We start from the raw sequence: 24404 nt of genomic DNA on the forward strand, positions 1-24404 counted from the left end.
GTCCGGGTGGAGCGAGGCTCTGCCGCTGAACAGCCGTTCGATCCGCACGGACAACCCTTCGACGTCTCGACCAGCGCGACTCGCCGTCAGCGGGTCAGGGCCCACTGGGTCACGGTGCGCAGCGGCGCCCAGCCGCGGAAGGTGCCGATCTCGTCGACCTGCTCCACTGAGATCCGGGTCAGCTCGCCGCCCAGCTCGCGATGGTGCTCCACCAGCAGGGCCTCGGTCTCCAAGGTGACGCCGTGCACGACCACCCGTCCGCCGGGTCGCAACGCTGCCAGGCAGGCCTCCAGCACGCCTGCACGGGTGGCACCGCCGCCGACGAGGATCGCGTCCGGCGCGGGCAGGTCGGCCAGCGCATCGGGCGCACGACCGACGACGACCTCCAGGCCCGGTACGCCGAGGCGCGCCGCGTTGCGGGCGATCCGCTCCGCCCGTCCTGCGTCGGCCTCGACCGCGACGGTCCGGCAGGTCCGATGCGCCCGCATCCACTCGATCCCGACCGAGCCGGCCCCGGCGCCGACGTCCCACAGCAGGTGCCCTGGCGCGGGCATCAGCCGCGCCAGCGCCGAGGCGCGCAGGTCGCGCTTGGTGATCTGGCCGTCGTGCTCGAAAGCCTCGTCGGGTAGACCCGCGACCCAACCCGCCGCAAGCGGTCCGGCGCAGGTGATCGCGATGACGTTGAGCCGGGGCGTGTGCGAGGGCGGCGCCTCGGCCCAGTTGTGCGCGACCGACCATGAGCGCGTCTCCTGCAGGGTGCCCAGGTCGCCGAGCACGTCCAGGAGCGACTCGCCGTACCCGGCCTCGGTCAGCAGCCGTCCCACCTGGTGCGGGGTGTGCTGGTCGGAGCTGAGCACCAGGATGCGACGCCCGGGCGCGAGCTCGCGCAGGACGAGAGCCGGGTCGCGACCGACCAGGCTGAGGACCGCGCACGACTCGGCCGGCCAGCGCATCCGGGCCCGGGCGAGCGCGACCGAGGAGACCACCGGATGCACCTGCACCCGCTCGGGTCCGAGCAGGTCGATGAGGGTGCCGGCGATCCCCGACACCAGCGGGTCTCCGGAGGCCAGGGCGACCACGTCGGCCTCGGCGTACTGCTCGATCAGGGCGGGGAGCCCCGCGCGCAGGGGCGACGGGTAGGGCAACCGGACCTGACCGGGAGCGGCGTCCGAGAGGGGCGGGAGCATCGCCAGGTGGCGCTGCCCGCCGATCACCACGGCGGCGCGTGCGATCAGCTCGGGAGAGGCGAGCGACCCGTCGGCGGTGATGCCCACGACGGCGATCGGCCGTCCGGCTGACGACGGGGTGGCGGCGGACATGGGCCCAGACGCTATCGTGAGGCCCGACACGAGGTGCCCCTACGGCCCAGCCATCGGAAACGGCGGGGAAGGCTGACGGGGAGAATCTGGGAAGCCGGTGAGAATCCGGCACAGGCCCGCTGCGGTGAACCCGGCCCTTGCCCTGCACGTCAGGGACAGGGACCGGACAAGTCCGAAGACCGGCCTCGCGTCTGCCCACTGATTTGGCGAGCGAGCGGGAGCCTCAATGCCGGTGCACTACCCCTTTTCTGCTGTCCTCGGCTGTGCGCTGACCGCGCCCCACGGGTCGGGGCCCGAGAGTCTCGACGACATGGGGCTGGCGCTCATCCTCACCTCGATCTCACCCGAGATCGGTGGGGTGCTGGTCCGGGGCGAGAAGGGCACCGCCAAGTCGACCACCGTGCGTGCGCTGGCGAGCGTGCTCCCGCCGGTCCGGGTGTACGCCGGCGACCGCTTCTCCATCGACCCCGCCGACCCCGCCGCGGTGTCGCCCGACGGTGCCTTCGCGGAGGTGGAGACGCGGCCGGTGCGGCTCGTCGAGCTGCCGGTGGGCGCGACCGAGGACCGCGTGCTCGGCTCGCTGCACCTGGAGCGGGCGCTCTCGCACGGCAAGGTGGAGTACGAGCCAGGCCTGCTGGCGCGCGCCCACCGTGGGCTGCTCTACGTCGACGAGGTCAACCTGCTCCACGACCACCTGGTCGACCTGCTGCTGGACGCGGCCGCGATGGGCCGGGTCAGCGTGGAGCGCGACGGGGTGTCGGTCGAGTACGCCGCCCGCTTCGTCCTCATCGGCACCATGAATCCCGAAGAGGGGGAGCTGCGTCCGCAGCTGCTCGATCGGTTCGGGCTGACGGTCGAGGTGGCGGCGCCGCGCGAACCCGCGCTCCGGGTCGAGGTGGTCCGCCGCCGGATGGCCTACGACGCCGACCCGACCGCGTTCTCCGCGCGCTACACGGCGGCCGACGAGGCGCTGGCGACGCGGGTCGCCGATGCCCGTGAGCGGGTGGGCTCGGTGCGGCTGGGTGATTCGGCCCTGCTGAAGATCGCCGAGGTGTGCGCGGCGTTCGAGGTCGACGGGCTGCGCGCCGACATCGTCACGGCCCGGACGGCGGTGGCACATGCGGCCTGGTCAGGTCGCACCTGGGTCATCCGCGACGACATCCGGCGTGCCGCGCTGCTCGCGCTGCCGCACCGCCGCCGGCGCAACCCCTTCGACGCGCCCGGCCTCGACGAGGAGCTCCTCGACCGCATCCTGGGTGACGACGAGCTGCCGCCCGAGCCGCCCGGTGATCGCACCCCGGACGAGACGGTGGGCGACACGCCGGAGACCTCCACCGATTCGTCCGGGGAACCAGGAGCCTCTGACGCCCCGGACCAAACCGTGGCTGACACGCCGGAGACCCCCACCGATTCGTCCGGGGAACCAGGAGCCTCAGACGCCCCGGACCAAACCGTGGCTGACACGCCGGAGAGCCCCACAGGTTCGTCCGGGGCGCAGGTCGCGAAGGCGGCTGCCCCCTACCGGCCCAAGCTGCTCAAGGTCGACGGCCTCGGTGCGGGCGAATCCGGCCGCCGGAGCAGGGCGATCGCAGGCACCGGCCGGCGCGTGGGCGCGCGTCGGCCCGACGGCCCGACGGGGTCGCTTCACCTGGTCGAGACCCTGCTCGCGGCCGCAGGCAAGCAGGCCACGCGCGAGCGGGTCGGGCGCCGCGTGACGTTGCAGGCCGAGGACCTGCGCGTCGCCGTACGCGAGGGACGCGAGGCCAACCTCGTCCTCTTCTGCGTGGACGCGAGCGGCTCGATGGCGGCACGCAAGCGGATGACCCAGGTCAAGACCGCCGTACTCTCGCTCCTGCTCGACGCCTACCGCCGCCGCGACAAGGTCGGGCTGATCACCTTCCGCGGCAGCGCCGCCGAGCTGACCCTGCCGCCGACACACTCGATCGACATCGCCGCGGCCCGGCTCGACGGACTGCCCGCCGGCGGTCGTACGCCGCTGGCTGAGGGGTTGCTCGAGGCGGCCAGGGTGCTGCAGCGCGAACGGCTCCGTGATCCGCGGCTTCGTCCGCTCCTCGTGGTGGTCACCGACGGCCGGGCGACCGGCGGCGCCGAGCCGAAGGCGGCCGTCGCGCGCTCGCTGCAGGCGGCTCAGTACGTCGCCGCCCTCGGCGTGACGACCGTCGTGGTCGACAGCGAGTCCGGGCCGCTGCGGCTAGGCCTGGCCCGCGCGCTGGCCGAGACCCTGGGCGCCGAGCACCTGCCGGTCGCCGACGTCAGCGCCGAGGCACTGACCTCGACCGTCCACGCCCGCGTGAGGGGAGCAGCCTGATGCCGCAGGGCAAGCCGCTCGTCGTACCCGCGGACGGGCTCACGACCAGGCAGCGCCGCAACCGTCCGCTGCTCGCGATCCACACGGGGGACGGCAAGGGCAAGTCGACTGCGGCGTTCGGGCTGGCGCTGCGCGGCTGGAACCAGGGCTGGCGGATCGGGGTCTTCCAGTTCGTGAAGTCCGCCAAGTGGCGCATCGGCGAGCAGACCGTGCTCGAACGCCTCGGCACATTGCACGATCAGACCGGCGAGGGCGGCCCGGTGGAGTGGCACAAGATGGGCTCGGGCTGGTCCTGGACGCGGCGCGAGGGCAGCGACGAGGACCACGCCCTGGCTGCCGCCGAGGGTTGGCAGGAGATCAAGCGCCGGCTCGCTGCGCAGACCCACGACCTCTACGTGCTCGACGAGTTCACCTACCCGATGAAGTGGGGCTGGGTCGATGCCGACGACGTCATCGAGACCCTCGCCGACCGGCCCGGCTTCCAGCACGTGGTGATCACCGGACGGGGCGCCGATCCGCGCCTGGTCGAGATCGCCGACCTGGTCACCGAGATGGCGAAGGTCAAGCACCCGATGGACGCCGGCCAGAAGGGCCAGAAGGGCATCGAGTGGTAACGCCGATCGAGCCTGCCGAGCTCCCGCGTCTCGTGGTCGCGGCCCCCTCGACCGGCCAGGGGAAGACCACGATCGCGACCGGACTGATGGCAGCGCTGCGCGGTAGCGGACTGACGGTGAGCGGGCACAAGGTAGGCCCCGACTACATCGATCCCGGCTACCACGCCCTGGCCACCGGCCGTCCCGGTCGCAACCTCGACCCGCACCTGGTGGGGGAGTCGCTGATCGCACCCCTGCTGCTGCATGGGGCGCGTGTGCCGGTCCCGGCCGACGTCGCCGTCATCGAAGGCGTGATGGGCCTGTACGACGGCCGCATCGGCACCGACGGCTTCTCCTCCACGGCACATGTGGCAGCGCTGACCCGGACACCCGTCGTGCTGGTTCTCGACGTCGCCCGTCTGTCCCGCTCGGCCGGCGCGATCGTGGCCGGCATGACGACCTACGACCCGTCGGTCCGGATCGCCGGCGTGATCCTCAACCAGGCCGGATCGGACCGCAACGTCGCCGAGGTCGTCCGCTCGATCCGCGGCGTGCCCGTGCTCGGCGTCGTACGCCGTGACGAGCGGCTGGCGACCCCGTCTCGGCACCTCGGCCTGGTCCCCGCGGCGGAGCGGGGCGCGTCCGCCGAGACGGTGGCGCTGCTCGGGGAGCAGATCGCGGCTCAGGTCGACCTGGCGGCGGTGCTCGAGGTGGCGCGTTCGGCGCCCGGGCTGGAGGACGTCGCGTGGGAGCCACCCGTGACGTCGGTGGTGGGCGCCGCCGGCCGTCGGCCGCGGATCGCGGTGGCGGGTGGGCGTGCGTTCACGTTCCGCTACGCGGAGACCGAGGAGCTGCTGGTCGCGGCGGGGTGCGAGGTGGTCGCGTTCGACCCGCGGGTCGACGCCGCCCTGCCGGCCGGGACCAACGGCCTCTACCTCGGCGGCGGCTTCCCGGAGGTCTACGCGGCCGACCTCGCCGCCAACCGGTCGTTGCTCGCCGACGTGCGCGCCGCTGTCGCCGGCGGACTGCCGACGGTCGCGGAGTGTGCGGGGCTGCTCTACCTGGCCGAGTCACTCGACGGCACCGCGATGGCCGGCGCGCTGCCCGTTCGAGCGGCGATGGGGGAGCGGCTCACCCTGCGCTATCCGGTCGCCGAGGCCGCGGGCGACTCGCTGCTGACGCGGGTCGGCGAGCGGGTCACGGCGCACGAGTTCCACAAGACCGTCATCGCCCTGGGGTCTCGACACGCTCGACCGACGTGGGCGGCCGCCTGGGAGGTCGACGGTGAGCAGGTCGGCTTCGCCGGGCCCAGCCTGCATGCGTCGTACCTGCACGTGCACTGGGCCGGGCATCCGCAGCTGGCGCAGCGGTTCGCCCAGGCCGCTGTTGGTTTTGACCCCTGGGGGTCAGAGCCGAACGTTGGGGGGCAAAGCATCGCCCCCCAACCTGCGGTTTTGACCCCCAGGGGTCAAAACCGCCCCCGCGCCGACGCTCAGCCACTCCGGCACCACGGCGACGCGGAGACCCGCGACGGCCACCTCGACTTCGCCGTCAACGTGTACGCCGGAGCCCGCCCGGGCTGGCTCGACGACGCCCTCAGCACGAGCCTCGGCAGCATCGACTGCTACCCCGATCCGACGCCGGCCGCAGCAGCGCTGGCCGTCCGTCACCACCGCGATCCGGACGAGGTGCTGGCCACCGCCGGAGCGGCCGAGGCGTTCACCCTGATCGCCCGGCTGCGGTCATGGCGACGGCCGGTGGTGGTGCACCCGCAGTTCACTGAGCCGCACGCCGCCCTGGAGCAGGCCGGCCACCGTGTCGACGTGGTGCTGTGCCGGGCCGAGGACGGCTTCGCGTTGCATCCCGAGGACGTGGCGGAGGACGCGGACCTAGTGGTCGTCGGTAACCCGACCAACCCGACCGGGACGCTGCACCCGAGGGACGCCGTCCGCGCGCTGCTGCGGCCGGGCAGGGTGGTGGTGGTCGACGAGGCGTTCATGGACGCCGTGCCGGGGGAGCCGGCGTCGCTGGCGCGCCCATCGACGCCCGACGGACGGAGCTACGAGCCCGGGCTTCTCGTGCTGCGCAGCCTCACCAAGCACTGGTCCATCCCGGGCATCCGCGCCGGCTACGTCCTCGGCGACCCCATCCTGATCAGCGACCTCGCCGCCCAGCAGGCGCCGTGGTCGGTGGGCACCCCAGCCATCGCGGCGATGGTGGCGTGCAGCACCCCGGCGGCGCACGCGGAGTCCGAGCGGCGCGCTGTCGAGCTGCGGCAGTGGCGCGAGTACCTCGTCGCGGGACTGGTCGAGCGTGGCATCGCCCCGGTGGCCTCGCGAGCGCCGTACGTCCTCGCCTCGGCCGGGCCCGGCACCCACCAGGCCTTGCGCGAGCAGGGCGTCGCGGTGCGTCGTGCTGACACGTTCCCCGGCCTGGACGCCTCCTGGATCCGGATCGCGGTCCGGCCCCCACATCTCACCGACCACCTCTTCACCGCACTGGACCGGCTCCCCGACAGCACGGTCCGCCCCCTCGAAGGAGCCCCGACATGACCCTCGTCCCGCCTTCCGCGATCACCCGCGACCACGCCGCCAAGCGTCTCGGCGCGCTGGCCACCCCGCCGGGCGCCCTCGGCCGGCTCGGCGAGCTGGGTGTGTGGGTGGCCGCCTGCCAGGGGCAGGTCCCGCCGCTGCCTCTTGACGACCCGCAGAGCGTCCGGCTGGTGATCTTCGCCGGTGACCACGGCGTCGCGGCGCACGGTGTCTCAGCGTTCCCGCCGGCGATCACCGGCGCGATGGTGCGCACGTTCCTGGCGGGCAAGGCCGGCGTCACCGCGCTGGCCCGGGCCCACGGCGTGCAGGTGCGGGTGCTCGACCTGGGTGTGGACGAGGACTTCGAGGATCTCCCCGACGACGTGCGTGCGACGTTGCAGCAGCACAAGGTCCGCCGCGGCAGCGGCGCCATCCACCTCGAGGACGCGCTCACCCGGGAGGAGACCGAGCACGCGCTCGCCGCGGGTGCCGCGGTGGCTCGCGAGGAGATCGCCGCCGGCGCCCGCCTGCTCATCAGCGGCGACATGGGTATCGGCAACACCACGCCGGCCGCGGCGCTGGTCGCCGTCGCGCTCGGTCTGCCGGCCAGCGAGGTCGTCGGCCGCGGCACCGGGATCGACGATGCCGCGCTCATGCACAAGGCCGACGTGATCGACCACGCGATCGACCGCGCCGGCATCAGGATCAGCGACCCGATCGAGACGCTCGCGGCACTGAGCAGCGCCGACCTCGCGGCCACCACCGGCTACCTCCTCGAGGCGGCCGGTCGAGGCGTGCCGGTGCTGCTCGACGGTCTGATGAGCGTGGCCTGCGCCCTGACCGCGGACCGGATCGAGCCCGGCGCCGCGGCCTGGTACGCCGCAGGACACCGCTCCACCGAGCCCGCCCAGAGCCTGGCGCTGTCCAAGATGGGTCTCGAACCGCTGCTCGACCTCGGTCTGCGGCTCGGGGAGGGCTCGGGTGCTGTCGCCGCCGTACCTGTCGTGCGCAGCGCTGTGGCCCTGCTCCGCGACGTCGCGCTGCTGAGCGACCTGATGCCGTGAGCCCGGCATGATCCGCGACTCCTGGCGGCTCGCCGTCGGCACGCTGACAGCGGTGCCCGTACGTCCGCCCACCGTGGTCGACCGCCGCCGCACCGGGCTCGCGATGGTGCTGGCACCGGTCGCCACGGCCCCGCTCGGGGTGGCGGTCGCGGTCATCGGGTACGCCGGAGTCCGCCTCGACCTGCCGCCCCTCGTGGTGGCGGTGCTGGCCATCGGTGTGGTCGTCCTCGGCAACCGCGCCTTCCACGTCGACGGTCTGGCCGACACCGTCGATGGCCTCGCCTCCTCCTACGACCGGGAGCGGGCACTGGCCGTCATGAAGACCGGTACCTCGGGACCTGCCGGCGTGGTCGCGATCGTCCTGGTGATCGGGCTCCAGTCTGCTGGGATGGCGTCGGTGCTGGCCGGTCCGCACGCCCTTCGCGCTGCGGTGCTGGCGGGCTTGAGCGTCTGTGTCTCGCGGGTCGCGCTGGTGCTGTGCTGTGCCCGCGGGGTGCCGTCGGCTCGCCCGGGCGGCCTCGGCGACACCTACACCCAGACGGTGCCGCGGCCGCTGGTCGTGCTCGTCTGGCTGGTGGGCGCCGTGGTCCTGGCGGCCGCGGGCCGGGCGGCCGGCCTGGACTGGTGGCGCGGCGCGCTCGCCGTGGTCGTGGCCGCGGTGGCCGTCGGGGTGCTGGTCGCGCGCGCGATCCGCCGGCTCGGGGGCGTCACCGGGGACGTCTTCGGCGCTGCCGTCGAGCTCGCGCTGGCCGCGCTGCTGGTGGGGCTGTCGTGAGGTCCGGCTCCGGCGGGGTAGTCCGGGGCGGAAATCAGGGGTTACCGACGGGTAGGCATGATTTCCGCCCCGGACTACCCCACCGCCACGCCCTAGCCCGCGCTGCCGGACTGCTGCTCGGGTTCGCGGCCGACCGCGTGTTCGGCGACCCGCGGCGGTGTCACCCGGTCGCAGGCTTCGGCATGGCCGCAGCCGCCCTGGAACGGCGGATCTACCTCGATGCTCGCGCCCGCGGGGTGGTCCACACCGCGAGCCTGGTCGGGGGAGCGGTCGCGCTGGGCATCGTCGCCGAGTGCAGCACGGCTCGCAGCCGCCTCGCACGGACAGCCGTCACGGCACTGGCGACCTGGGTCGTGCTGGGCGGTCGCAGCCTGGAGCGGGAGGCGGGCGCCGTACATGCGCACCTGGCGGCCGGTGACCTGGCTGCTGCCCGGCAGCGGCTCACCCATCTGGTCGGTCGCGACACCGCTGCACTGGACGAGGGCGAGGTGGCCCGCGCGGTGATCGAGTCGGTCGCCGAGAACACGTCGGATGCCGTCGTTGCACCGCTGGTCTGGGGTGCTGTGGCCGGCGTACCGGGTCTGCTCGGCTATCGCGCGGCCAACACCCTCGACGCGATGGTCGGGCATCACAACGCCCGCTACGAGCGGTTCGGCTGGGCGAGCGCCCGCTTCGACGATCTGGTCAACGTGCCCGGATCCCGGTTCGCCGGCGTGCTCGCCACCATCCTGGGCGGTGCGCCGCGCCGCGCGGCACAGGCCTGGCGCCGCGACGCACGACGCCATCCCAGCCCGAACGCGGGCGTGGTCGAGTCGACCTTCGCCGGCTCCCTCGGCATCCGGCTGGGCGGGACCAACACCTACTACGGCGACCGCGCCGAGCACCGCGCGGCGATGGGGGAGGGCCGAGCATCTGCGCCGAGCGACATCCCACGTGCCACCCGGCTGGCGCGACAGGTCGGTGGGGCGTCTGCAGTCGTCGCGGCACTGGGTGCCGGATCGCGGTGGACTTCGTTGCGGCGCGACCATCCTATCGACTAGGGTCAAGTCACCTTCACGGGAGTCGACGGAAGCCGGTGTGAGTCCGGCGCGGTCGCGCCACTGTGTCCAGGTCTGCGGAGTCCCGCGGGCCCGGGAGTCAGACCCTCCTCTCCACGTGACCCGTCGATGGGGACGCGCAATCCCCGAGGAGGCCCCGCCGTCATGGCGCTCTCGTCCTGGACCCGCCGTGACTGGCTGCAGTCCGCTCTGCTGCTCGGCGTCGTCGCCGTTCTCCACGCCGTCGGGTTCGGCGTGCTCTTCGGCGCCGTCGGCCCCCACCACTACACGCTCGGCACGCAGGTCTTCGGCGTCGGTCTCGGCGTGACCGCCTACACCTACGGCATGCGGCACGCGTTCGACGCCGATCACATCGCCGCGATCGACAACACCACCCGCAAGCTCCGCGCCGACGGCTCCAGGCCGAAGTCGGTGGGCTTCTGGTTCGCCATGGGTCACTCCGCCACCGTGTTCGGCCTCGCGGTCCTGGTCGCGGTCGGCGCGCACGCGGTCAGCGCGATCTCCGACGACTCCTCGCGCACCCACGAGACGCTGAGCCTGGTCGGCACCCTCAGCTCGGGGATCTTCCTGCTGGTGATCGCGTTGCTCAACCTGGCCGCCCTCAGCGGCATCTGGCGGGTGTGGCGCGGCCTGCGACGCGGCGAGTACGACGAGGACGAGCTCGAGGCACACCTCGAGGGCCGCGGGTTCCTCACCCGGTTGCTGGGTGGCCTGACCGGGATGATCCGGCACCCCTGGCAGATGTTCGGCATCGGGCTGCTGTTCGGGATCGGCTTCGACACGGCGACAGAGGTCTCGCTGCTGGTGCTGGCCGGCACAGGCGCGGCGGCAGGGCTGCCGTGGTACGCGATCCTCGTGCTGCCGCTGCTCTTCGCGGCGGGGATGAGCCTGCTCGACTGCCTCGACGGGCTCTTCATGAGCGTCGCCTATGACTGGGCGTTCCTGCGCCCGGTGCGGAAGGTCTACTACAACCTCACCATCACCGGGCTCTCCGTCGCGGTGGCGATCCTGATCGGCGGGATCGAGCTGGTCGCCGTGCTGCACGACAGCGTCGGATGGACCAACTGGTTCACCGACGCGGTCAGCCAGGTCGACCTCAACAACGTCGGCTTCGTGGTGGTCGCTCTGTTCGTCGTCGTCTGGGCGGCCGCCATCGGCTACTGGAACCTCGCCCGCGTCGAGGAGCGCTGGTCGGCCCCGGCTCCTGCCGAGTGACGAATCTCATGGCGCCGACTAGTGAGACGGGTCGGACCAGCTGCGCATCGCAATTAGGCTTGCCTTAGTTCCATCGAAAGGCTCTGACACTCATGCGCTCCCTTCGCGTCGCCGTCGTCGGCGGCGGTCCGGCCGGCATCTACGCGGCCGACATCCTCACCCGCCAGCACGAGCAGGCGTACGTCGACGTCATCGAGCGGCTGCCCGCGCCGTACGGGCTGGTCAGGTATGGCGTCGCCCCCGACCATCCCCGGATCAAGGAGATCATCAAGGCGCTGCGACGCGTGCTCGCCGGCGACCGGATCCGGTTCCTCGGCAACGTCGACTACGGCACCGACCTCAAGCTCAGCGACCTGCAGCGCTACTACGACGCGGTCATCTTCGCCACCGGGGCGACGGCCGACCGCGCGCTCGACATCCCTGGGATCGACCTCAAGGGCAGCCATGGCGCGGCCGACTTCGTGTCCTGGTACGCCGGCCACCCCGACGTACCGCGGGAGTGGCCGCTGGAGGCCGAGTCCGTCGCCGTGCTCGGCGCCGGGAACGTCGCCCTCGACGTCGCCCGGATGCTGGCCAAGCCGGCCGACGAGCAGCTGACCACCGAGATCGCCGACAACGTCTACGAGGGCCTCAAGGCGAACCGGGTCAAGCAGGTGCACGTCTTCGCACGGCGCGGTCCGGCCCACATCAAGTTCTCCCCGATGGAGCTGCGCGAGCTCTCGCACTCGCCCTCCGTCGACGTGCTCGTCGCCGAGGAGGGCTTCGAGATCGACGACGCCGGCCAGGCCGCGATCTCGGCGCACAAGGGCACCAAGCTGGTGGTCGACACGCTGCTGAAGTACCTCGAGGCCGAGCCGACCGGCGCGCCGCACCAGATCCACATCCACATGATGCAGAACCCCGTCGAGGTGCTCGGCGCGGACGGCAGCGTCGTCGCGATCCGGACCGAGCGCACCGAGTACAACGGCGACGGCAGCGTCCGCGGCACGGGGGAGTACGTCGAGACGCCGGTCCAGGCGGTCTACCGCGCGGTCGGCTACCTCTCCAGCAACCTCGCCGACCTTCCGTTCGACAACGAGGCCGGCGTGGTGCCCAACGAGGCGGGTCGCGTGCTCGACCTCGAGGGCGAGCGGGTGCCGGGCGTCTACGTGACCGGCTGGATCAAGCGTGGCCCGGTCGGCCTGATCGGGCACACCAAGTCCGACGCCAACCAGACGATCACCTGCCTGCTCGAGGACATCGACGGCTTGGCGCCGGCCGAGATCAGCGACCCGGACGCGATCCTGGACCAGCTCGCCGAGGCGGGCGTCGAGGTCGTCACCTGGGCCGACTGGGAGCGGCTGGACGCGCACGAGGTCTCCCTCGGTGAGGGTGTAGGTCGCGAGCGGATCAAGGTGGTGCCGCGCGAGGAGATGATGCGCGCGGCCCGCGGCTGAATCCGCACAGCGTCCGGCAGAGCACTTCACGAGCGCAGCGGGCTCCCGATCGTCCGGGAGCCCGCTGCGCTCGCTTCGTTCGGACCTCAGGCGCGGACGAAGTCCAGCGGTACGGATCGCGTTCCCCACTCGGCCCAGATGGCCATCTCCGGCTCGCCGGCCAAGGTGAAGCTGGCGCTGCGGGACAGCGCCTCCTCCAGCGTGATGGTCATCATCATGCGGGCGAGTGGCGCGCCCGGACAGCTGTGGGTGCCGCGGCCGAAGGAGATGTGCTTGGCGATGTTGGGGCGGTCCAGCACGAACTTGTCTCCGTCGGCGAACACGCGCTCGTCTCGGTTCGCCGAGGTGTAGACCAGAGCGACCGGGTCGTCCTTGCGGATGAGCTGACCGCTCAGGACCACGTCCTCACGCGCCGTGCGCGCCATTCCTCGGTAGGGCGAGTAGAGCCGGAGGAACTCCTCGACGGCAGCCGGGATGTCCGCTGGGTGGGCACGCAGCTGATCCTGCAGCTCGGTGTCCTTCGAGAGGTGGACGAACATGTTCCCGATGAACACGCTCGGTGCGACCATGCCGGTGACGATCAGCTGTCGGACGCAGCCGAGGACCATCTCGCGGGGGAGCGGCGCGTCCTGGTACGTCGCCGCCAACAGCGCCGCGGTCAGGTCGACCTCCGGGTCGTAGTCACCGCCCGCGCGGTCATCGATGATCGTCTGGGCGATCTCGTAGAGGCGTCGGCTGAGCGTCTTGACCACCTCGTGGTCGAGCACCTGGATCGCGTCGACGTAGGTCCCGCTGACGGTCTTGATCTCGGCCGAAGTCTCCTTCGACAGGTTGAAGAAGTGCGCGAAGACGTGCGCGGGGAACTTGTGCGCATAGTCCTTGCACACGTCCGCCCAACGCTGGTTCACCAGCGGGTCGAGAAGCGCGATGGACTCGGTGCGGACGTTCGGCTCGATGGCGCGCATCTTCGGCGGGGTGAAGAAGGCGTTGATCACCCGTCGGTATGCCATGTGATCGGGTGGGTCCAGGTGGAGCGGAGGTCGTACGCCGGTGAACGCGAACTTGGGGATGGCGTTCTGCTTTGACGTGGTGAAGTGCTCGATGTCGGTGATCACGGAGAGGACCTCGTCGTACCCGAGGAGCGCCCAGAACCCGCCGTACTCCTGGCTGCGGGCTATCGGACACTTCTGGCGCAGATCGGCGAACTCATCATGCGCGCTGGTGAAGGTCTCGCCGGGACGCACGGGGTCGAAGTCGTGGTCTGCGCGACGGTCGCCTGTGTTGTGAGATGTCATGTCATCTTCCTGTTCGGTCATGGTGCGAGCAGCAGCATCAGCTGGTCGCGGGCGTCCTTGGTGGCCTTCTCCTCGGCAACGAGCTGCCCGAGCTTCATGACGGCGACGCGGTCACAGATGCCGAGGACGGCGTCGATGTTCTGCTCGACCAGCAGCACGGAGGTGCCGCGCTGCTCGCGCTCCCAGTTCAGGGCGGTGACCACCGTGTTCACCATCGAGGGCTGCAGGCCGGCGGTGATCTCGTCGAGCACGATCAGACCGGGCTCGGCGAGGAGCGCACGGGCTAGCACCAGCATCTTCTGCTCACCTCCCGAGAGGGTCCCGGCGCGCTGTCGCAGGCGCGTGCCCAGCACGGGGAAGAACGCAAGCACCTGCTCACGGCGGGCGGCGTCGATCCGACCGATCCTGGCCGCTTGCAGATTGTCCTCGACGCTGAGGTGGGCGAAGACCGGCTCGTCCTGTGGGCCGTAAGCCACGCCGTGCCGCACGATCCGCTCGGGTAGCGAGCCGGTGATGTCGACCCCGTCGAGCTGGATGCTGCCCGAGGTGGGTCGGAGGTAGCCGAGGAGCGTCTTGAGCAACGTCGTCTTGCCCATGCCGTTGCGACCGACCACAGCCACTGCTTCGCCGTCGCCGACGGTGAGGTCGACCCCGCGCAGGACGGTGGCGGAGCCGTAGCCGGCAACGACGCCACGTGTTTCGAGCCGCATCACGACACCGTTCCCAAGTAGGCCTCACGGACGACCTGCGACGAGCTGACCTCGTCCGGCGTACCGTCTTGAATGATTCGGCCGCCATGGAGTACGACGACCCGGTCGGCGATCTGGTTGACGAAGTCGAGGTCGTGCTCGATCAGGATGACCGTCATGCCATTGCCGACCAGGCGCCGAAGCACCTTCCCGATGACGGCGCGCTCGTTGAGCGTGAGGCCGGCGGTGGGCTCGTCGAGGAGGAGCACCTGGGGACGCGACGCCACCGCGGCCGCGATCTCGAGCCCTTGCTTGAGGCCGTGGGCCAACGTCGTGCCTCGTTCGTTGTCCCGGCCGTGGAGGCCGGTGGCGTCCAGGACGTCGACGACTGCGGGGGACACGGGAACCACCTCGCTGCGCCGCCAGAAGGAGGGCAGCTTGCCACCCAGGCGCGCGAGCAGGATCGTCTCGGCCGCTGAGAGGCTCTCGAACAACTGCGGAGACTGAAACTTCCGACTCACGCCATAGCGGGCGATCCGGTGCGGAGGACGGCGGCGATGACTGGTGTGACTGCCGAGTTCGTAGCGGATCTCGCCATCGATCCGCATGTTGCCGTCGGCGAGCACCGAGACCAGCGTGGACTTTCCCGCGCCATTGGGCCCGACGATGCACAGCAACTCGCCGCGGTTCACCTGGAGGTCCACGCCGCGGAGCACCTGCAGGCTGCCGTATCCGAAGTGCAGGTCCGAGACGGCGATCACTGGTGAGGTGGTGGGACGCTGCGGCGCGCCCGCGGGATCGGGGGTGATCCGCCGCCCGCCGACTCCCTGGGGCTCTCGCGATGCCATGTCACCGCGCCGCGTGTGGAGACTGGTCGCGAGCCGCCCGATCTGCCTCGTGACGAACGGCAGCACGCCGTCCGGGACGAAGACGACGACCAGGACGAACAGGACACCTTCGACCAGGTTCCACTGGGTCGGGAACTGTGCTGAGAGGTGCGCTCCGACGAGCTGCAGAACGATAGCGCCGATGACAGGACCGATGATCGTGCCCCGTCCGCCGACAGCCACCCACACCAGCATCTGGGTGGCGAAGACGAAGCTGAACAGGTCGGAGGAGACCAGTCCGTAGATCACGGCCATGAGCCCGCCGGCGAAGGCGGCGATCGCCGCGCCGCCCATGAAGGTCACGGTCTTGATCCGCTCCACGTCGTACCCGAGATAGCGGGTGCGGGTCTCGTTGTCACGGACCGCCTTCAGCAGCAGTCCGAGGTCACTGCGGACCAGCACCACCGCGCCGATGACGACGAGGGTGAGCGCCGCCAGCGCGACGTAGTACCAGGTGCGGGGAGTCACGTTGGCCGGTCCGAAACCGAACAGTCCGTTGTCGCCGCCGGTGATCTTGGGGAACTGTGAGTACAACGTGGTGGCGACGGTGGTGAGGGCGAGGGTGACCACCGCGATGTAGAACGCCGATCCGCGGGCGGAGAAGGAGAACCGCCCGACGATCCCGGCGAGCGCGGCCGAGACGATCATCCCGAGGATGATGCCGACGACGTAGCGCCATGAGCTGTCGTGGACGTCGATCACGAGTCCGGTCTTGTCGGTGACGGTGGTCATCGCCCCGACGCTCAGTGCGCCGATGCCGAACCACAGTGCATGGCCGAGGTCAGGCGCGCCGACGTAGCCCCAGACCAGGTCGAGGCTCACCGCGGCGATCGCGTACACGAACGCCGTGGTGAGCAGTCCGGTGTTGTAGTCGGTGCCGACGACGCCGAAGACGGCGAACCCGGCGACGACCAGGCCTACCGTGCCGAACCGGCCGCGGCGAAGTGTCAGGCGCGACGCCATGTCAAACCTTCCGGGAAGATGCGCAGCAGTACGACGGCGACGCCGACGACCACTGCGGAGCTGTAGACGGGGTTCGCCCATCGGGCGAAGAGCACCTGGACGGCGCCGAGGATGACGCAGCCCAACACGAGACCGGACAGATGCCGACCGGCGAGCAGCACCGCGAGGAATGCGGTGGCCACCAACGAGACCGCGTAGTTGGGGTTGATCGCCTGTGTCGGACCCAGGAGCGCACCGGCGAAGCCCGCGAGCGCACATCCGACAACGAAGGTGCTGGCGCGAAGGAAGGACACCCGGATGCCCAGCCCGCGGGCGAGGTCCTGATTGGCCTGGATCATGCGGACCGTGAGCCCGACCCTGGTGAACCGGATCAGGAGCGCCAGCCCGACGACGAGGACGGCGGCGATGATGACGAGCACGAGCCGGTAGGTGGAGTACGGCGTTCCGAACACGGACGTGGCGGTGGCCAACGGCTGGCCGACGGCACGGTTGTTGTGGCCGAACGCGAGCGTGATCAGCTGGACGATGATGAGCGAGATCCCCCAGGTCGCCAGAATGGTCTCCAAGGGGCGGTCGTAGAGGCGCCGGATCACCAGGACCTCGACGACGAGGCCGGCGACGGCCGCTGCGATCGCGGCCACGACCACGCCCAGCCAGAACGGCCAGCCATGCTCGTGGGCCACGACAGCCGCGTACACGCCGATCCCCATGAACCCGGTGTGGGCCAGGTTGATGACGTCGAGGACACCGAGCACGATCGCAAGTCCGAGCACCACGATGGTGAGGATCCCGATGGACGTCAGGACATCCAGCAAAAGTGTCATGGGCACTTTCTCGGTTCAGGAAGCGCTCGAGCAGGCGAGCTTCGGGTCGACAGGGTCGGACTTCTTCTGGATCGCGAACGACCCGTCAGCCTGCGCCTGAGCCAGGTAGACCGGCTGATAGCTGAACCCGCTCCTGATCTGGAACTGGCTGCCCAGCGGGCCGGTGATGTCGGTCTTGCCCAGCGCGCTGATCACCTTGGGACCGTCCGCGCCGGCACTCTTCACAGCGCTGGCGAGTGCCTCGACCTGCAGGTAGGAGACGTAGGTGTTGATGTCGGGGGAGTCCTTCAGCCCGGCGGCCTGGATCTGGCTCTTGAAGGTGTCGTTGTCGCTGCCCGGGATGGACGAGAAGTAGACGTTCGAGGACCAGATGCCCGAAGCGGCGGAGCCGAGCGCCTTCGCCGGTCCCTCGCCGAGCAGGATGTCGACTCGCGTGATGCCCTTGGTCCGGGGGTCGGCGGCCCACTGCTTCTCGAGGGCGACGTCGTCGTTGCCGATGACGTTCAGGAAGGCGACGTCGGGGTGGGCGTTCACGATCTTGGTGATGTCCTGCGAGTAGTCCGTGGTGCCCATCGGCTCATAGGACTCGCCGACAGTGGTGCCGCCCTTGCTCGCCAGGTAGGGCTTGGCGATCGAGATCGTCGTCTTGGGGGTGGAGTAGTCGGCGCCGAAGAAGTACCACTTCTTCTTGCCCTGCGCGATCAGGTCGTCGAGGACCGGCAGGGTCTGCTGGTTGGGCACCAGGCCGAAGCCGGTCAGATTGGTCGCACAGATGTTGCCCGCGCCGCTGGAGAGACTCAGGATCGGGATGTTCTGTCGCTTCGCGAGGGTGTTGCACGCCAGCAGCTGAGGGCCTGGAACGAAGACGACGAGGGCCTTGACCTTGTCCTGCTGGATGAGGCGACTGCAGGCGGTGGTAGCGCTCTGGGCGTCCGCACCGGCGTCCGCGACGACCGACGTGAACCTCACTCCGGCCTTCTTCGAGCTGTTGACGTCCTGCAGAGCAGCCTTCGTTCCGGCCTGGGCGGAGTCGGCATAGACAGAACCGGCGCCGGACAGCTGCAGGAGGACCCCGACCTTGTAGTCGCTGGTGCTGGCTTCCGGGGACGAGGTCCCGCAGGCCGACAGCATCAGGCCGGCTGTCGTGCACGTCGCGGTCAGGGCGGCCAGCGTGCGCCGCGTGGGAGTGGAATGCGCCATCTTCTCTCCTCGGTTGTGATGCGAATGCCATACAGGTATGGTGCCGTTGAACCTAGATATGTGTCCTGCCAACTGTCAATAGATGTGTCGTGCAAACTCATACAGGTTCTCTGATCGCACATGGAGGGACGGTGACGATGTCGTGAGGAAACGACGAGAAATTCGCGAGGTGCTGCACTCTCGATGGCGAGCTGGAAGGCTCGGTGTCGCGTGACGGCGGTCATTGAGGCTGCGTCTCGCCGGATGCGCGAGCCAGCCGCGCGGGCCTTCCAGGAGCTGTCGGCGCTCTACGAGGCCCGACTGCGACCTGTGCCGCGTGACATCGGCGGGCGCGCGACCCTGGCGGTCGTCGGTGCCGACGTACCAGTCGAGCTCGCCACCGCTTGCGGCTATGTACCGGTGCGGCTGGTCGGTGACCCCCGTCCAAGCGCCCAGGGAGACGATCCGGGCCAGGAGTACTGCGGTCCCGGAATTGATCCCGTCGCCGTGAGCATCCTGGGACGTGTCCTCGCGGGTGCGGCCGCCGAGTCCGCGGGACTGGTCGCCTGCGCTGACAACGAGGGAACGCTGCGCTTCTTCTTCTACCTGCGTGAGCTGCAGCGGTTGGAGCCACGCGTCGGCGTGCCCCCGCTGACGTTCTTCGACCTTCTGCACCTGCCGCAACGGACTGCTGCCGTCTACAGCCGCAGACGTTTCGATGCTCTGAGTCGAGATCTCGAGGCGTGGTCCGGCCGTCAGGTCACCGATGCCAATCTCCGCAGTGCTGCTCGCCAGCATGACCTGGTGCGCGACATGATCGCGCAGATCTGCGCCCGGCTGCGCAACGGCCCCCACGGGCCGCTCCTGACCGGCGCCCAAGCACTGGCGGTGATCGGTGCCAGCCAGGTTGCCTCGCTCGACACGTGGATTCCCCTCGCCGAACGTCTGCTGGCCGCGTCGGAGGGGATGGAGCCGCAGCCAGGTGTCCGCGTCTTCCTCACCGGCTGCAGCCACGACCACCCGGCTGCCTACGGACTGATCGAGTCGCTCGGAGCCGTCGTGGTCGGCGAGGACCACGACTGGGGATCACTGGCCGGGGGCCCACGCATCGGGGAGCCCGCCGACATACGCGATGCCTTGGTCCACCGAAGGGTGCACCGGGCGTCCGCCTCCGCAGGCCACAGCGCGGCGGCCCGTGCCGCGCAGACCATCTCGATGGCACGCGCGTGCCGAGCAGATCTCGTGATCGCGTGGAGTCGCATCTTCGATGAGGGGCCGGCATGGGATGTGCCGGCCCAGCGGGTGGCCGCCGACGCGACGGCGCTGCCCTTCCTCGCCGTACCGGCCCAGCCGTACGCGGCGGTTCCGGAGCCGACGCGGACTCTCGTCGAGGCTGCGATCCAGCGCATCGCCGAAGACAGGAAGGCTGCGCGGTGACTGAAGCGTCCGGCCGGCGCAATCGGGTGAGCTTGCCCTCGGCGAGCGCCGCGACGGCGTACCAACGTGAATGGTTCGCCGACCTCAAGCGGCGTGCCCGAGCGGGTACACCGGTGGCACTGGTCAATGCCGATGCGCCGCAGGAGATCCTGCGCGCGATGGGGATCCCCTACGTCGTGAACCAGTGGTGGGCATCGCTCTGCGCGGCCAAGCAGAAGTCGGGCGACTACCTGCGACTGCTTGGTGAACGGGGGTACCCCACCGACCAGGAGCAGTACAACACGCTGGCGCTCGCCTCGACCTTCGATGAGGACAGCGCGCCCTGGGGTGGACTGCCGCCGATCTCCTTCGTGCTCGCCGAGACGACGGGCGACGCTCTCTACAAGATGTTCGAGGCGTGGGAGCGGGAGCGTGGCGCGACGTTCCTCCCCTTTGCCAGGACGGTGTCCACGGCGCAGGACCCGTACTGGTGGCGCACGGTTGAGGACGACTGGGAGTCGTTGATCGGGTCCGAGCGGATCGATCTGATGACCGATGAGCTGGCCGGCGTCATTCGGCATCTGGAAACGGTCACGGGCCACATCTTCGACGAGGAGAGATTCGTGGAGGTGATGGCGCTGGTGAACGAGCAGCAGTCCTACAACCGTCTGACCAGAGATCTGATCGCCACGACCACGCCGGCGCCGATCACGATCAGCGACAGCATCCCCAGCGTGATGATCCCGCAGTGGCATCGGGGTACGACGTGGGCTCGTGACGCAGCCAAGATGCTCTACGAGGAGGTCCTCGATCGTGTCGAGCGCGCGGAGGCGCCGTGCTACGACGAGCAGATCCGACTGATGTGGGTGGGCACCGGGCTTTGGTTCGACATGGGCTTCTACAGCTGGTTCGAGCAGAAGTATGGCGCCGTGTTCGTCTGGTCGATGTACTTGGCGATTGCGGCTGACGGCTACATCAGGAACGGTCCTGACCCACTGCGAACGCTCTCGGGGCGGTTCGCGGCCTTTCCCGACATGATCAACGCTCCGCCGTGGGCGAGCGAGTGGTACGCGAAGGAAGCGGTGCACAACCGCATCGACGGTGCCGTCCACTTCGCCGGCTCGGACCGGCGGGGCAATTGGTTCGTCAACCGGGCCATCGAGGCCGCCGGCGTTCCGGTGCTGCAGATTGACGGAGACAGTGGTGACGCCCGCGGCTGGGACCCGACGTCCATGCAGCGGCAGGTGTCCGAGTTCATCGAGACGCGGGTCGCCGACGTCGCGCTAAGGCGACGCGAGAGGGAGGCGGGGCGATGAGCAGGCAACCTGCGGACGATCACGCCCTCCCGCGCCCGCTGGAAGGCGTGACGGTGGTCGATCTGACCATCGCGCTGGCTGGCCCCTACGCGACGCTTCTTCTAGCGGGGCTGGGGGCGCGGGTGATCAAGGTCGAGAACCGTGCCGGCGGAGATCGGGTGCGCAACAACGCGCCGTACTTCGGGCGTGACGGTCTGTCCTTGAGGCGCACTCACGACGACGACATGTCGATCGGTACGCTTGAGCGCAGCCGGGGCAAGGAGAGCGTCACGCTCGATCTCAAGCGGCCGGGCGCCGCTGAGGTCTTCGAGGACCTGGTCCGCAACGCCGACATCGTCGTGGAGAACTTCAGCCGCGGAACCGCCGACCGCCTGGGCGTCGGGTACGGCGCCGCCCGAGCAGTCAACCCAAGCATCGTCTACTGCTCCGTCAGTGGTTTCGGAAGCAGGGGCCGGTCAAGCGGCGGCAAGGCCATGGACGCGATCATCCAAGCGCTCTCGGGGGCCATGATGACCTCCGGGGAGCCCGGTGACCCGCCTGTCCGGGTCGGTGTCCCGGTGGCTGACCTCTCCGCACCGCTCTACGCCGTGATCGGCATCCTGGGGGCGCTCAGGCAGGCAGAGCGCACCGGTGTCGGTCAGCACGTCGACATCTCGATGCTCGGCGCGCTGACCGCACTCGTGGCCAGTGAGCAGTCGCATCTCCTCGAGGCCTTCGGGCTTCCTGCTAGGAACGGCCGCTTCATGCCCAGGCTGGCCCCTTTCGGCGTCTTCGCGGCAGCCGACGGCTGGGTGGCGATCTGTGCGCCGGAGGACAAGTTCGCGCGAGGTCTCCTGACCGCCATGGGCGAGGAGGAGCTGGGTGAGCCGTATGCCACCCGGGACGGCCGGGTCAACAACGCCGACGCGCTCCACAGCGCGATCGAGGCATGGACACGAGACCTGCCGGTCTCCGATGTCATCGCTCGTCTGGAGGCTGAGGGGGTGCCCTGCGCTCCGGTCCGCAAGCCGAGCGATGCGGTGCGTGATCCGCTCTCGCTCGAGCGAGGGGACACCGCAGCGCTGAGCCATCCGCTCTATGGGCCGGCGGACGAGCTGGTGGGCAGTGGAATGCCCGTGCACATGTCGGCTTCTCCGACTGGCTACGCCGACTACGTGCCACGGTTGGGCGAGGACAACGAGCAGGTCTTCTGCGGCCTGGCCGGCTACTCGCACGAACGTCTGGAACAACTGATGCGTGAGGAGATCATCTGATGACGCGAGCGCTGCGAGACCGGCCGGCCCCGGGGGTGGATCCGGTCGGCTCACCCGACCTGCCGCGACTGCGGGCAGGTGCTTCGTCTCAGCATCTGCTGACCACGTTGCTGGGCGACTATTGGTCCCCTCGCGACGACCTCTTGCCCTCGGCGGCGCTCGTCGCGCTGCTCGGCGAGTTCGACGTCGGTCCGACCGCTGCCCGCGCGGCGTTGAACAGACTGGCGCGTCGCGGCGTACTCGTCTCGACCCGACTCGGACGGAACTCCTTCTACGGGTTCGCGCCCGGTGCATCGGACATGCTGCTGGCTGGCGCACACCGGTTCGTCTCCTTCGGCATGGGCACCCAGGGCTGGGACGGACGATGGACGATCGCGCTCTTCTCGCTCAACGAGAGCGGAAGGGACCAGCGCTACTCGCTCCACTCGCGGTTGCGCTGGCTCGGCTTCGCACCGCTCTACGACGGCACGTGGGTCTCGCCTCGATCGGTCGCCGACGAGGTGCTCGAGCGCTTCCAGGAACTCGGAGTCGGCGACGTCACCGTCTTCCGAGCCGACGAGATGCCCGACTCCTCGCGTCGTCCCATCAGCGCCTGGGACCTGGACGAGACGGCGCGCACCTACACCGACTTCGTTGCCACCTACCGTCCGCTCCGCGATGCGGTCCGTCGCGGGTCTGTCGGTGCCAACCAAGCCTTGCTGGACCGGACCCGGATCATGGACACCTGGCGGAGCTTTCCCGGGATCGATCCCGACCTGCCGGCCAACCTGTTGCCGGCCGGTTGGCCGAGGCGCAGGGCCCACGAGATCTTCGTCGAGGTCTACGACGCGCTCGGTCCGCTGGCCGCGCTGCGCGTTCGTCAGATCGTCGGACGGCACTCGGACGATGCCTCGGCGATGGTCGAGTGGCACACCGCAGATGAGCTCCTCGCTCTGGGCCGAGGGGCCATCGAACGTCGTGAGCCTGGTTCGACTCCGCACGCCGCTGAACGGGGGGAGGACCGATGACGTCCGTACCCTCGCGCGAGCTACCTGACGACTTCGATCCCTCGGCCAGCGACGATCCGGTGCAGGTGCACGCTCTGTACCGCGACCTACGCGCCAGCTGCCCGGTCGCGCACAGTCAGGCCTACGGCGGCTTCTGGGCGCTGACGCGCTACGCGCAGATTCGTGAGGCTGCGCTGGACGACGCACGCTTCATCTCCTCGGTCACGGCGGTCGTACCGAGTGACCCGCGGGGCCTGCGGCGGCCACCCCTCAACCTCGACGCTCCGGCGCACACCCCATACCGTCGAGCCCTCGACAGAACCCTCCACCGAGGCCGGCTCGAAAGGCTTGAGCCGATCCTGCGTGAGCACGCCGTCAACGAGCTGCGTCCCATGATCGAGCGTGGCCACGGTGACATCGCACAGGAATTCGGAGCGCGCTTCCCCGCGTGGGTGACCACCACCTGGCTCAATCTCTCACCGGAGGTGGCTCCGGACCTCGCCCGGACCGCGGCCGACTGGGTCAGGGCGTGGCGCTCCCAGGACCGCGCGGTCGTCAACGCCAACAGCGAGCGGATGTACCAGATCGCCCGCGACCTGGTCGCCGATCGAAAGCTCAGCCCTCGGCCTCCCGAGGAGGACCCGGCCAGCTCCCTCCTGGCCGAGCGGGTCGACGGTGACCCTCTCGACTCCGAGCAGATCGTCGGCGCGCTGCGCCAGTCGTTGGTCGTCGGCATGGTGGCGCCCCCGATCATCATCGGCTCGATCGCGGTGCACCTGGCCGACGATCGGCAGCTGCAACAGGAGCTACGCTCCGAGCCCGACAAGATTCCGGCCGCGATCGAGGAGTTTCTGCGTCTTTACGCTCCGTACCGAGGCTTCGCTCGCACGGTCTCGGAGACGACGACGATCCTGGGCCGCACGATCCTCCCCGGTGAGCCGATCACGTTGACCTACGCCTCAGCGAACCGTGACAGCGATATCTTCGCGGATCCGGACGCTTTCATCATCGACCGGCCGAACGTCGCAGCCCACCTCGCCTTCGGGCGTGGCCGTCACCGCTGCCCGGGAGCGCCGATGGCTCGGATGATGCTGCGGATCGCTGTCGAGGAACTGCTGCACATGACATCGGGCTTCACAGCGGATCGTCGTACCCGGGAGGGCGCCCGCATGCCCGAGCTCGGCGTGATGTCCGCGCAGCTCCGCTTCACATGAGATCGGCGCGTCGTTCTGGCCTGTCGGCTATCAGACATGGGTGAAGGGGCACACATGTGCCC

At 70.1% G+C, this 24404-nt stretch carries 19 protein-coding genes and 1 riboswitch; of the genes, 13 read left to right on the forward strand and 6 right to left on the reverse strand.

The annotated features are described in order from the left end of the window. Positions 1-86 precede the first annotated feature (86 nt). On the reverse strand, positions 87-1319 hold the full coding sequence (cbiE, locus tag H036_RS0114195) for a precorrin-6y C5,15-methyltransferase (decarboxylating) subunit CbiE (RefSeq protein WP_017935460.1): 1233 nt from the start codon (positions 1317-1319) through the stop codon (positions 87-89). A gap of 14 nt (positions 1320-1333) precedes the next feature. Further along, positions 1334-1521: riboswitch (cobalamin riboswitch) on the forward strand. A gap of 24 nt (positions 1522-1545) precedes the next feature. Between cbiE and H036_RS0114200 the strand changes: the two genes are divergently transcribed. The 8 genes from H036_RS0114200 (at position 1546) to H036_RS0114235 (ending at position 12320) form a co-directional block, all read left to right on the forward strand. Beyond that, a complete protein-coding gene (locus H036_RS0114200; protein ID WP_026146061.1) occupies positions 1546-3648 on the forward strand; it encodes a magnesium chelatase subunit D family protein in 2103 nt (700 codons plus the stop codon). Beyond that, complete coding sequence (cobO, locus tag H036_RS25755; protein ID WP_017935462.1) at positions 3648-4262, forward strand: cob(I)yrinic acid a,c-diamide adenosyltransferase; 615 nt, start codon at positions 3648-3650, stop codon at positions 4260-4262. Before H036_RS0114200 ends, cobO begins: the two co-directional genes overlap by 1 nt. After that, complete coding sequence (locus tag H036_RS0114210) at positions 4256-6793, forward strand: cobyrinate a,c-diamide synthase (protein ID WP_017935463.1); 2538 nt, start codon at positions 4256-4258, stop codon at positions 6791-6793. Before cobO ends, H036_RS0114210 begins: the two co-directional genes overlap by 7 nt. Next, positions 6790-7836, forward strand: coding sequence for a nicotinate-nucleotide--dimethylbenzimidazole phosphoribosyltransferase (gene cobT, locus H036_RS0114215; RefSeq protein WP_017935464.1), 1047 nt, complete (start codon positions 6790-6792; stop codon positions 7834-7836). Before H036_RS0114210 ends, cobT begins: the two co-directional genes overlap by 4 nt. Positions 7837-7843: 7 nt before the next feature. Next, the gene (locus tag H036_RS0114220; RefSeq protein ID WP_017935465.1) at positions 7844-8611 is read left to right on the forward strand and encodes an adenosylcobinamide-GDP ribazoletransferase; all 768 of its coding nucleotides are present in this window, start codon (positions 7844-7846) and stop codon (positions 8609-8611) included. Beyond that, positions 8608-9651: a cobalamin biosynthesis protein gene (locus H036_RS22940; RefSeq protein WP_081615559.1), complete on the forward strand. Its 1044-nt coding sequence runs from the start codon at positions 8608-8610 to the stop codon at positions 9649-9651. The genes H036_RS0114220 and H036_RS22940 overlap by 4 nt, the downstream gene beginning before the upstream one ends. Positions 9652-9813: 162 nt before the next feature. Further along, positions 9814-10884: a HoxN/HupN/NixA family nickel/cobalt transporter gene (locus H036_RS0114230; RefSeq protein WP_017935467.1), complete on the forward strand. Its 1071-nt coding sequence runs from the start codon at positions 9814-9816 to the stop codon at positions 10882-10884. Positions 10885-10976: 92 nt separating this feature from the next. Continuing rightward, positions 10977-12320, forward strand: a complete 1344-nt coding sequence (locus tag H036_RS0114235; protein ID WP_017935468.1) for an FAD-dependent oxidoreductase — start codon at positions 10977-10979, stop codon at positions 12318-12320. A gap of 86 nt (positions 12321-12406) precedes the next feature. Here H036_RS0114235 and H036_RS0114240 read toward each other — a convergent pair whose 3' ends face one another. Genes H036_RS0114240 through H036_RS0114260 form a run of 5 tightly spaced genes read right to left on the reverse strand, consistent with a single transcriptional unit; the run spans position 12407 to position 18178 of the window. Continuing rightward, complete coding sequence (locus tag H036_RS0114240; RefSeq protein ID WP_017935469.1) at positions 12407-13615, reverse strand: cytochrome P450; 1209 nt, start codon at positions 13613-13615, stop codon at positions 12407-12409. Positions 13616-13632: 17 nt separating this feature from the next. Further along, the gene (locus tag H036_RS0114245; RefSeq protein WP_017935470.1) at positions 13633-14325 is read right to left on the reverse strand and encodes an ABC transporter ATP-binding protein; all 693 of its coding nucleotides are present in this window, start codon (positions 14323-14325) and stop codon (positions 13633-13635) included. Next, positions 14325-16154 (reverse strand): branched-chain amino acid ABC transporter ATP-binding protein/permease, encoded by a 1830-nt coding sequence (locus tag H036_RS22945; protein ID WP_017935471.1) that lies wholly within the window; start codon positions 16152-16154, stop codon positions 14325-14327. Before H036_RS22945 ends, H036_RS0114245 begins: the two co-directional genes overlap by 1 nt. Next, positions 16139-16978, reverse strand: coding sequence for a branched-chain amino acid ABC transporter permease (locus H036_RS0114255; protein ID WP_017935472.1), 840 nt, complete (start codon positions 16976-16978; stop codon positions 16139-16141). Before H036_RS0114255 ends, H036_RS22945 begins: the two co-directional genes overlap by 16 nt. Positions 16979-16993: 15 nt before the next feature. Further along, positions 16994-18178, reverse strand: coding sequence for an ABC transporter substrate-binding protein (locus tag H036_RS0114260; protein WP_017935473.1), 1185 nt, complete (start codon positions 18176-18178; stop codon positions 16994-16996). Positions 18179-18421: 243 nt separating this feature from the next. On the opposite strand from H036_RS0114260, the gene H036_RS22950 reads away from it, so the two are divergent. From H036_RS22950 to H036_RS0114285, 5 genes are read left to right on the forward strand one after another with little or no spacing between them, the layout of a single operon-like run. After that, positions 18422-19594, forward strand: a complete 1173-nt coding sequence (locus H036_RS22950; protein WP_017935474.1) for a 2-hydroxyacyl-CoA dehydratase family protein — start codon at positions 18422-18424, stop codon at positions 19592-19594. Beyond that, positions 19591-20889, forward strand: coding sequence for a 2-hydroxyacyl-CoA dehydratase family protein (locus H036_RS0114270; protein ID WP_051068694.1), 1299 nt, complete (start codon positions 19591-19593; stop codon positions 20887-20889). Before H036_RS22950 ends, H036_RS0114270 begins: the two co-directional genes overlap by 4 nt. Further along, positions 20886-22142: a CaiB/BaiF CoA transferase family protein gene (locus H036_RS0114275; protein WP_051068695.1), complete on the forward strand. Its 1257-nt coding sequence runs from the start codon at positions 20886-20888 to the stop codon at positions 22140-22142. Before H036_RS0114270 ends, H036_RS0114275 begins: the two co-directional genes overlap by 4 nt. Then, complete coding sequence (locus H036_RS0114280) at positions 22142-23149, forward strand: PaaX family transcriptional regulator (RefSeq protein WP_017935477.1); 1008 nt, start codon at positions 22142-22144, stop codon at positions 23147-23149. The genes H036_RS0114275 and H036_RS0114280 overlap by 1 nt, the downstream gene beginning before the upstream one ends. Further along, positions 23146-24342, forward strand: coding sequence for a cytochrome P450 (locus H036_RS0114285; protein WP_017935478.1), 1197 nt, complete (start codon positions 23146-23148; stop codon positions 24340-24342). Before H036_RS0114280 ends, H036_RS0114285 begins: the two co-directional genes overlap by 4 nt. Positions 24343-24404 lie beyond the last annotated feature (62 nt).

The sequence above is a fragment of the Nocardioides sp. Iso805N genome, assembly GCF_000364605.1.
In the GTDB taxonomy this organism is placed as follows: domain Bacteria; phylum Actinomycetota; class Actinomycetes; order Propionibacteriales; family Nocardioidaceae; genus Nocardioides.

Excerpts from the sequence above, each read along its gene's own strand:
- cbiE (WP_017935460.1), bottom strand. The coding sequence starts at position 1,319 with ATGTCCGCCGCCACCCCGTCGTCAGCCGGACGGCCGATCGCCGTCGTG.
- H036_RS0114200 (WP_026146061.1), top strand. The coding sequence starts at position 1,546 with ATGCCGGTGCACTACCCCTTTTCTGCTGTCCTCGGCTGTGCGCTGACC.
- cobO (WP_017935462.1), top strand. The coding sequence starts at position 3,648 with ATGCCGCAGGGCAAGCCGCTCGTCGTACCCGCGGACGGGCTCACGACC.
- cobT (WP_017935464.1), top strand. The coding sequence starts at position 6,790 with ATGACCCTCGTCCCGCCTTCCGCGATCACCCGCGACCACGCCGCCAAG.
- H036_RS0114220 (WP_017935465.1), top strand. The coding sequence starts at position 7,844 with ATGATCCGCGACTCCTGGCGGCTCGCCGTCGGCACGCTGACAGCGGTG.
- H036_RS0114230 (WP_017935467.1), top strand. The coding sequence starts at position 9,814 with ATGGCGCTCTCGTCCTGGACCCGCCGTGACTGGCTGCAGTCCGCTCTG.
- H036_RS0114235 (WP_017935468.1), top strand. The coding sequence starts at position 10,977 with ATGCGCTCCCTTCGCGTCGCCGTCGTCGGCGGCGGTCCGGCCGGCATC.
- H036_RS0114240 (WP_017935469.1), bottom strand. The coding sequence starts at position 13,615 with ATGACATCTCACAACACAGGCGACCGTCGCGCAGACCACGACTTCGAC.
- H036_RS0114245 (WP_017935470.1), bottom strand. The coding sequence starts at position 14,325 with ATGCGGCTCGAAACACGTGGCGTCGTTGCCGGCTACGGCTCCGCCACC.
- H036_RS22945 (WP_017935471.1), bottom strand. The coding sequence starts at position 16,154 with ATGGCGTCGCGCCTGACACTTCGCCGCGGCCGGTTCGGCACGGTAGGC.
- H036_RS0114255 (WP_017935472.1), bottom strand. The coding sequence starts at position 16,978 with ATGACACTTTTGCTGGATGTCCTGACGTCCATCGGGATCCTCACCATC.
- H036_RS0114260 (WP_017935473.1), bottom strand. The coding sequence starts at position 18,178 with ATGGCGCATTCCACTCCCACGCGGCGCACGCTGGCCGCCCTGACCGCG.
- H036_RS22950 (WP_017935474.1), top strand. The coding sequence starts at position 18,422 with ATGCGCGAGCCAGCCGCGCGGGCCTTCCAGGAGCTGTCGGCGCTCTAC.
- H036_RS0114275 (WP_051068695.1), top strand. The coding sequence starts at position 20,886 with ATGAGCAGGCAACCTGCGGACGATCACGCCCTCCCGCGCCCGCTGGAA.
- H036_RS0114280 (WP_017935477.1), top strand. The coding sequence starts at position 22,142 with ATGACGCGAGCGCTGCGAGACCGGCCGGCCCCGGGGGTGGATCCGGTC.
- H036_RS0114285 (WP_017935478.1), top strand. The coding sequence starts at position 23,146 with ATGACGTCCGTACCCTCGCGCGAGCTACCTGACGACTTCGATCCCTCG.